This is a genomic window from Streptomyces ipomoeae 91-03, assembly GCF_000317595.1.
GTDB classification, from domain to species: Bacteria; Actinomycetota; Actinomycetes; order Streptomycetales; family Streptomycetaceae; genus Streptomyces; species Streptomyces ipomoeae.
The window spans coordinates 1-8,306 of record NZ_AEJC01000020.1 but is presented as its reverse complement, the minus strand read 5'-3'; the positions used below and the strand labels follow the sequence as shown (position 1 = coordinate 8,306).

Genomic DNA, 8,306 nt, shown 5'->3' with positions numbered 1-8,306 from the left:
CAGCCGTACGAGCCCTGCGCGGTGGATCAGCGGGTAGAGGCCCCGCGTCGCCGCATGCTGTAGTGGACGGCACCGGCGCCGAGGAAGACCAGGGCCGCCGCGATCGCGGCGATCGGGCCGGTGCCTGAGTCGGCACCGGTCTCGGCGAGGTTGGAGTCGCCCTCGGGGGAGGGGGCGTTGTTGCCGTCCGAGCCGGCGGGCACGGTGCCCTCGGAGGCCGACGGGGTGGGGGAGTTCTTGGCCTTGGACGGCTCCTTGCCCCCGTCCTCGTCCTTGTCCTGCGACGCGGGCTTCCCCGGGCTCTTCGTGGCCGCGGGCGGGGTCTTCGCCTTCGCGCAGGCCGTGGCGGGCGCGGTCAGGATCGGCAGGTCCTCGTCGACGTACCCGGCCGCCTTGACATGGATGCGGTACTGGGCGCCCGGCTCCCAGTCCTCCTCGAAGGTGATGGTGACACCCTCGGCGGTGGAGTTCTCGATGTTCTTGGAGCCGACCATGCGCAGGTCGGCCCCCTTGTTCTCCAGATAGACGCTGACTTCTGCCGTGATGCCCAGCGGGTCGACGTCGGTGACGCGAATGACGCCCTTGTCGCCGTCGCACTCGGCCACGGCGGAGAAGTCCTTGATGCTGCAGGCCATGGCATTGCCCGCGAGGCCCAGCACGAGTGCGGCGGACGCGGAGGCGATGCCGAGGCAACGCGCCGTACGTGTGATATGGGGGGTTATGGACACGTTTGCCCTTCAAGAGAGGCACATGGGTCAGGGGTGACGGAGGCGTGCCGCCGGAGCAGCGGCTTCCCCATGTGCCTCACAGGTTTATAAGCGCGGGATAAGTACTGTCAATCCGAAGACCTGTCCGAGCAGTTGGCTTTGCCCGCTGATCGGTTCCCCAGCCGCGCAGCCCTCAGCTCCCCAGCCGCTCCAAGGCCTTCGGTGCCTCCTCGATCCGGTCCACCAGGGCGATCCGGGCCTCCATCGAGCGGCCCCGGGCCAGGGACTGGAGGAGGGGCCAGGTCGGGAGCTTCTCCGTCCAGTGGGCTCGGTTCACCAGGACCATGGGGGTCGGTTCGCCCCGGGACTCGTAGTAGTTGGGGGTCGCGTTGTCGAAGATCTCCTGGACGGTTCCGGCGGCGCCCGGCAGGAAGATGACACCGGTGTTCGAGCGGGCGAGGAGGCCGTCCTCGCGAGTGGCGTTGGCGAAGTACTTGGCGATGTGGGAGGCGAACGGGTTCGGCGGCTCATGGCCGTAGAACCAGGTCGGGATGCCGATGGAGGCGCCGCCCTTGGGCCAGCGGGTGCGGACCTCGAAGGCGGCGCTCGCCCATTCGGTGATCGAGGGGGTGAACTTCGGCGCCTTGGCGAGGAGTCGGAGGGAGTCCGCGAGCATCTCGTCGTCGTACGGGGCCGCGTACGCGCCCAGGTTGGCCGCCTCCATCGCGCCCGGGCCGCCGCCGGTGGCGACGGTGAGACCGGCGCGCGCCAGCTCACGGCCGAGGCGTGCCGCACCGGCGTACGCCTCCGTGCCGCGCGCCATCGCGTGGCCGCCCATCACGCCCACCACCCGGGCGCCGGAGAGGAGTTCGTCGAGCGCGTCCGAGACCGAGTCGTCGTGGACGGCGCGCAGCATCGAGGCGAAGACGTCGCGGTCGGCCTTGGTGCGCTGGAACCAGGCGTACGAGCGGGCGTCCGGCGTCGCCTCGTAGCCGCCGTCCGCCAGGGACGCGAAGAGCTCGTCGGGCGAGTAGACCAGGCCGCGGTACGGATCGAAGGGCAGACCGGGGACCGGCGGGAAGACCAGGGCGCCGTCGACACGGACCTTCGCCGCCGCCTGCTCGCGCATGGGGCAGCCGAGGAAGACGGTGCCCGCCGTGTCGGTGCTGAGCAGTTCGCGCGTACGGTCCGTCAGATCGACGGCCTGGACACGGAATCCGGCGAGCGTGCCACGCGCCGCTATGGTCGCGTCGAACTCCTCCAGCGTCTCGATCTCATGGTCGCCGTGGTGGGCCGCATGGGCGGGCATCGTCTGCACCCGCCCATGCTAGGCGGCTTGTGCGGCGGGTGTTCAGCCCTCGATCGCGGCCGGGTTCATCCATACGACCTCCCAGGTGTGGCCGTCGAGGTCGTCGAAGGCGCGGCCGTACATGAAGTCCATGTCCTGGACCTTGTCCGACGCGGTGCCGCCGGCGGCGACGGCCTTGTCGACCAGCTCGTCCACCTTCTCGCGGCTCTCGGCGCTCAGACAGATCAGCACCTCGCTGGTCTTCGAGGCGTCCGCGATCTCCTTCTCGGTGAAGGTCGCGTAGAACGGCTTGGTCAGCAGCATCGCGACGATGGTGTCGCTGATCACGACGGAGGCGGCGTTCTCGTCGCTGAATTGCGGGTTGATCGAGTACCCGAGCTCCGTGAAGAACTTCTTCGAGGCGTCGAGGTCGTTCACGGGCAGGTTCAGGAAGATCATCTGCTGGTAGGGCTTGCTCATGGCGAGGTCTCTCCCGTAGTCATCCGTAGTCATCGGACCGTCGTGGGTTCGGTCCGTCGTGGGTTTCGGTCCGTTGTCGGTTTCGGTCCGTTCGGAGGTGTAGACCCGGGGCGGTCACGGAACTCATCGCCGCTCGCGGATTTTTTTCGTACGAATTTCGCGGCGCCCTCGGAACGGGGCTGAAGGACGGCCTTCAGGCGCCCAACGGGAGCGCCGCCAACTGGGCGACCGTCCAGGTCAGCGGGCCGAACACGGCGAGCAGGGCGCCCGCGCGGAGCAGTGCGGCCTGGCGGGGCAGGGTGCTGGGCGCCCCCAGCCGCAACAGCGCGGCGGTGGTCTCGGCGTGCGCCCGCCGGGCCTCGACGGCGGCCGTGGCGAGGGTGAGGACGGTGCAGCCGATTACCACCAGCGCGCCCAGCAGGGTGAGGGGGCCGACCGCGGGACGCGCGCCGGAGGACAACGCCACCAAGGCGTACGCCCCCGAGGCCACGGCACACACCACCCCGAGCGGACGCCCGATGCGCCGGGCCTCCTCCTGGAGCACCCGCCCCGCGAGCAGCCGCAGCGCGCCCGGCCGTACGGCCTGGAGGAGCTGCCCGGTGAGATGGGTGAGCCCGGGCCCGGTGAGGACCAGGCCCAGCGCGGTCAGCAGCCAGCCGCCGACCACGCCGATGGGGCTGTCGACGAGGCCGCCGGGGAGGGCGAGACCGGAGCCGGAGCCGGACCGCCCGGTGTACGCCTCGACGGCGAGACCCATGGCCAGCACGGCGATGCCCCAGGGGAGGCCGCCGGGGGCGGGGCGCGGGGCCGGCGGGGCGGCGGGGGGCGCCGGTTCCTCGACGGGCTCGTCCTCCTCGTACCGTGTCGCACCCGCGGGTGACATGGCCCGCCTGTGGATGTCGAAGGTGTCGAACGCCATGAAGCGCGCCCGGGGGCCGGCGGACCGGTGGCGGGTGTCCTTCGGCCGCAGGACCAGCGCGGTCGTGACGGAGGCGACGACCGGCACCACGGAGAGCAGGGTCAGGGCGGCCGGCAGGGGCAGGGGCTGTCCGGCGGCGAGTACGTCGGCGGCGGCGCCGTCGAACGGCATGCCCGTCAGGTCGCCGCGCAGATGAAGGAAGAACAGCAGGGCGAGGAGGGAGCCGAGGACGGTGGACAGGGCCGTCGTCACCGCCGAGATGGCCATGAGACGGACCGGGCCGAGGCCGATGGCGGAGAGGCCGGGGCGTGGGCGGGTGCCGGGGTCGGTGCGGGCGACCGCCACCGCGAAGTACACGGTGGCGGCGGCCGGCGCGAGGCACCAGGCCAGGCGGAGCGCCGAGCCGGTCGGGGCGGAGGGGTGCGACAGGGCGTGCCCGAGAGCGCAGAGCAGCAGGAAACCGGTGCCGCCCGTGGCAGCGGCGACCAGCAGACGGCGCAGCTGGACGATCGGGTGTGCCCGGCGGGCTAGACGGAGAGCGAGCACGCTGCCCGGCCTCCCCCCTCGGGGGCGGACCGGCCCTCCCCCTTGGCGGCGAAGGGCAGATGGACGGTCCTCACATACCGCCCGTCGAGCAGGGACACCGTGCGGTCGGCGAGGGAGGCGATCTCGGAGTCGTGGGTGGCGAGGACGACGGTGATGTCGTGCGAGCGGGCGGCCGTGGTGAGGGTGCGCAGCACATGGGCGTGCTCGGCGCGGTGCAGCGCGGCGGTCGGCTCGTCCGCGAAGAGCACGGTGGGGGCGGCGACCAGCGCGCGGGCGACGACCACGCGCTGGCGCTCGGACTGGAGGAGGGCGTGTGGGCGCTTGCGGGCCGCGCCGCGGATGTCGAGGCGCTCCAGCCACTCCAGAGCGGCGTGCTTGGCGGCCCGGTGGCCGGTGCCGCGCAGCATCAGCGGCAGAGCGGTGTTCTCCCAGGCGTTCAGCTCGGGGACGAGGACCGGCTCCGGGTCGATCCAGCCGAACCGGTCGCGGCGCAGTCGCTCCCGGGCGACCGGGCCCATCGTGTGCACGGGAATGCTGTTGAACCACACCTCGCCCCGCTGGGGCCGCAGTTGTCCGGACAGACACCGCAGAAGCGTGGTCTTGCCGCTGCCGCGTGGGCCGGTGACGGCGAGGATCTCGCCTTCCTGGACGCCCATCGACACGCTTTGCAGCGCGGGCGAGCCGTCGTGCGCATAGGTCAGACCACGTGCCCAGAGCACGTCGTTGTCCGGCGGGGCCACCATGGGCGTACACCTCGGTTCGGATCAGGGATTGCCGTGGGGAGTCCCCCGTCCGGGGGAACGAAGGCAGGGCCGATCGGTTACAGGGCACGCTAGGCAGGCAGGGTGGCAGGGGTCGGACAGCACACGGCCCGGAACGCATCCATCTCACTCGTACGGGTGCATTCCGGGCCGTTTGAACGGGTGATGCCGTTTGAACAGGCGACGCTCAGAGGAGCGTCCACGCCTCCGTCAGGGTCGCGCGCAGGATCTGTTCGATCTCGTCGAAGGTCGACTGATCGGAGATCAGCGGCGGGGCGAGCTGGACGACCGGGTCGCCACGGTCGTCGGCGCGGCAGTAGAGGCCGTTCTCGAACAGCTTCTTCGACAGGAAGCCGTAGAGGATCCGCTCGGTCTCCTCGTCGTCGAACGACTCCTTCGTGACCTTGTCCTTGACCAGCTCTATTCCGTAGAAGTAGCCGTTGCCGCGGACGTCGCCGACGATCGGCAGGTCGTACAGCTTCTCCAGGGTCGAGCGGAACGCGGCCTCGTTGTCGAGGACGTGCTGGTTGAGGCCCTCACGTTCGAACAGGTCGAGGTTGGCGAGGGCGACGGCCGCGGAGACCGGGTGGCCGCCGAAGGTGTAGCCGTGCAGGAAGGTGTTGCCGCCCTGGTAGAAGGGCTCGGCGACACGGTCGGAGACGACGCAGGCGCCTATCGGGGAGTAGCCCGAGGTCATGCCCTTGGCGCAGGTGATCATGTCCGGGACGTAGCCGAACTTGTCGCAGGCGAACATCGTGCCGAGCCGGCCGAAGGCGCAGATGACCTCGTCGGAGACGAGCAGCACGTCGTACTGGTCGCAGATCTCGCGCACCCGCCGGAAGTAGCCCGGCGGCGGCGGGAAGCAGCCGCCGGCGTTCTGCACCGGCTCCAGGAAGACCGCGGCCACGGTGTCGGGGCCCTCGAACAGGATCTGCTGCTCGATCTGGTCGGCGGCCCAGCGGCCGAAGGCCTCCGGGTCGTCGCCGTGGATCGGGGCGCGGTAGATGTTGGTGTTCGGCACCTTGTGCGCGCCCGGGACCAGTGGCTCGAAGGGGGCCTTCAGGGCGGGCAGGCCGGTGATGGACAGGGCGCCCTGCGGGGTGCCGTGGTAGGCGACCGCGCGCGAGATGACCTTGTACTTGGTCGGCTTGCCCTTGAGCTTGAAGTACTGCTTGGCAAGCTTCCAGGCGGTCTCGACCGCCTCGCCGCCACCGGTGGTGAAGAAGACCTTGTTCAGATCGCCGGGCGCGTAGGAGGCGATACGTTCCGCCAGCTCGACGGCCTTCGGGTGGGCGTAGGACCACACCGGGAAGAAGGCCAGCTCCTGCGCCTGCTTGAACGCGGTCTCCGCGAGCTCGGTGCGGCCGTGGCCGGCCTGGACCACGAACAGACCGGCGAGACCGTCGAGGTACCGCTTGCCCTTGTCGTCGTAGATGTACGTGCCCTCGCCCCGGACGATGGTGGGGACCGGGGCGTTCTCGTACGACGACATGCGGGTGAAGTGCATCCACAGGTGGTCGTAGGCGGTCTGGCTGAGATCCTTGGCGGGCTTGGGTATGTCGGTGCTCACGGCTATCGGGTTCCCCACATGTAGGTCTGCTTCTTGAGCTTGAGGTAGACGAAGCTCTCGGTGGACCGCACGCCGGGCAGGGTCCGGATGCGTTTGTTGATCACCTCCAGGAGGTGGTCGTCGTCCTCGCAGACCACCTCGACCATCAGATCGAACGAGCCCGCGGTGATCACGATGTACTCCACCTCCTGCATGGCCGCGAGCGCGTCCGCGACGGGGTCGAGGTCCCCCTCGACGTTGATGCCGAGCATCGCCTGCCGCCGGAAGCCCACGGTGAGCGGGTCGGTGACGGCGACGATCTGCATCACGCCCTGGTCGAGCAGCTTCTGGACGCGCTGGCGCACGGCCGCCTCGGAGAGGCCGACCGCCTTGCCGATCGCGGCGTACGGCCGGCGGCCGTCCTCCTGGAGCTGTTCGACGATGGCGAGGGAGACGGCGTCCAACTGAGGAGTGCCGCTCCTGGGATCCCGGGACTCCCTCCTGGGTTCCCTGGAGTCTCTCTGGTCTGCGCTTCGACTGGCCACGAGCTCACTGTGCACGAGGTCTCGACAGTTCCGCAAGGGCAGATCGATGAAATTCGTTGTTTACGGGCTCGTAGCTTGCGGATTTCGCAGTGACCGGGGTGTCGGGGCTGTTGAAAACGTGGGTGAGCGGATTAGGGTGGGTGTCTCAGGTATTGGACACCCACACAGGGAGGGCCGGCAGTGAGCACCGAGCTGCGTCGTCTGCGCAACTACATCGGGGGCGAGTTCCGGGATGCCGCCGACGGACGGACCACGGAGGTGGTCAACCCCGCGACCGGGGAGGCCTACGCGGCGGCGCCGCTGTCCGGTCAGGCGGATGTGGACGCCGCGATGGCGGCTGCCGCCGAGGCTTTCCCCGGCTGGCGCGACACCACGCCGGCCGAGCGGCAGAAGGCTCTGCTGAAGATCGCTGACGCGTTCGAGGAGCGCGCGGAGGATCTGATCGCGGCCGAGGTGGAGAACACGGGCAAGCCGGTCGGGTTGACCCGTTCCGAGGAGATCCCGCCGATGGTGGACCAGATCCGTTTCTTCGCGGGTGCGGCGCGGATGCTGGAGGGGCGGTCGGCCGGTGAGTACATGGAGGGGATGACCTCGATCGTCCGCCGTGAGCCGGTGGGTGTCTGTGCGCAGGTGGCGCCGTGGAACTACCCGATGATGATGGCGGTGTGGAAGTTCGCGCCGGCGATCGCGGCGGGGAACACGGTGGTGTTGAAGCCGTCGGACACGACTCCGGCGTCGACGGTCCTGATCGCCGAGATCGTGGGGGCGATCCTGCCGAAGGGTGTCTTCAACGTCATCTGCGGTGACCGTGAGACGGGGCGGATGATGGTCGAGCATCCGGTTCCGGCGATGGCGTCCATCACCGGTTCGGTGCGGGCGGGTATGCAGGTCGCCGAGTCCGCGGCCAGGGATGTCAAGCGTGTCCATCTGGAGCTGGGTGGCAAGGCGCCGGTCGTGGTGTTCGAGGACACCGACATCGCCAAGGCTGTCGAGGACATCTCGGTGGCGGGCTTCTTCAATGCCGGGCAGGACTGTACGGCGGCCACGCGTGTGCTCGTGCACGAGGCGATCCACGACGAGTTCGTGGCCGCGCTCGCGAAGGCGGCGGCCGAGACGAAGACCGGGCAGCCGGACGACGAGGATGTGCTGTACGGGCCGCTGAACAACCCCAACCAGCTCAAGCAGGTCTCCGGGTTCATCGAGCGGCTGCCCGCGCATGCCAAGGTCGAGGCGGGTGGACATCAGGTCGGTGAGAAGGGGTACTTCTACGCGCCGACCGTGGTGTCGGGGCTGAAGCAGGACGACGAGATCATCCAGAAGGAGGTCTTCGGCCCGGTCATCACCGTCCAGTCGTTCGCGGACGAGGCGCAGGCCGTGGGCTGGGCGAACGGGGTGGAGTACGCGCTCGCTTCGTCGGTGTGGACGAAGGATCATGCGCGGGCGATGCGGATGTCCAAGGCGCTGGACTTCGGGTGCGTGTGGATCAACACGCACATCCCGCTGGTCGCGGA

Annotated in this window: 8 protein-coding genes; 1 reads left to right on the top strand and 7 read right to left on the bottom strand. The window is 69.7% G+C overall.

All coding sequences use genetic code 11. The features are described from left to right. Positions 1-26 precede the first annotated feature (26 nt). From STRIP9103_RS01140 to STRIP9103_RS01110, 7 genes are all read right to left on the bottom strand, one after another. Complete coding sequence (locus tag STRIP9103_RS01140) at positions 27-728, bottom strand: LAETG motif-containing sortase-dependent surface protein (protein ID WP_009294355.1); 702 nt, start codon at positions 726-728, stop codon at positions 27-29. 172 nt (positions 729-900) lie between these two features. Next, positions 901-2,025: an LOG family protein gene (locus STRIP9103_RS01135; RefSeq protein ID WP_009294352.1), complete on the bottom strand. Its 1,125-nt coding sequence runs from the start codon at positions 2,023-2,025 to the stop codon at positions 901-903. Positions 2,026-2,058: 33 nt separating this feature from the next. After that, entirely contained in the window at positions 2,059-2,475 is a 417-nt protein-coding gene (locus STRIP9103_RS01130) for a VOC family protein (RefSeq protein ID WP_009294354.1), read from the bottom strand. Between the two features lie 193 nt (positions 2,476-2,668). Next, on the bottom strand, positions 2,669-3,940 hold the full coding sequence (locus tag STRIP9103_RS01125; RefSeq protein ID WP_009294361.1) for a hypothetical protein: 1,272 nt from the start codon (positions 3,938-3,940) through the stop codon (positions 2,669-2,671). Beyond that, on the bottom strand, positions 3,922-4,683 hold the full coding sequence (locus STRIP9103_RS01120) for an ABC transporter ATP-binding protein (RefSeq protein WP_009294357.1): 762 nt from the start codon (positions 4,681-4,683) through the stop codon (positions 3,922-3,924). The genes STRIP9103_RS01125 and STRIP9103_RS01120 overlap by 19 nt, the downstream gene beginning before the upstream one ends. A 205-nt stretch (positions 4,684-4,888) precedes the next feature. Beyond that, a complete protein-coding gene (locus STRIP9103_RS01115; protein WP_009294350.1) occupies positions 4,889-6,271 on the bottom strand; it encodes an aspartate aminotransferase family protein in 1,383 nt (460 codons plus the stop codon). A 2-nt stretch (positions 6,272-6,273) separates the two neighbouring features. After that, positions 6,274-6,810, bottom strand: a complete 537-nt coding sequence (locus STRIP9103_RS01110; protein WP_078613755.1) for an Lrp/AsnC family transcriptional regulator — start codon at positions 6,808-6,810, stop codon at positions 6,274-6,276. 165 nt (positions 6,811-6,975) lie between these two features. Between STRIP9103_RS01110 and STRIP9103_RS01105 the strand changes: the two genes are divergently transcribed. Then, positions 6,976-8,306 (top strand): gamma-aminobutyraldehyde dehydrogenase (locus STRIP9103_RS01105; RefSeq protein WP_009294369.1); only part of this gene is annotated, 1,331 nt, incomplete at its 3' end.

Coding starts and splice junctions, on each gene's coding strand:
- STRIP9103_RS01120 (WP_009294357.1), bottom strand. CDS start 4,683: ATGGTGGCCCCGCCGGACAACGACGTGCTCTGGGCACGTGGTCTGACC.
- STRIP9103_RS01130 (WP_009294354.1), bottom strand. CDS start 2,475: ATGAGCAAGCCCTACCAGCAGATGATCTTCCTGAACCTGCCCGTGAAC.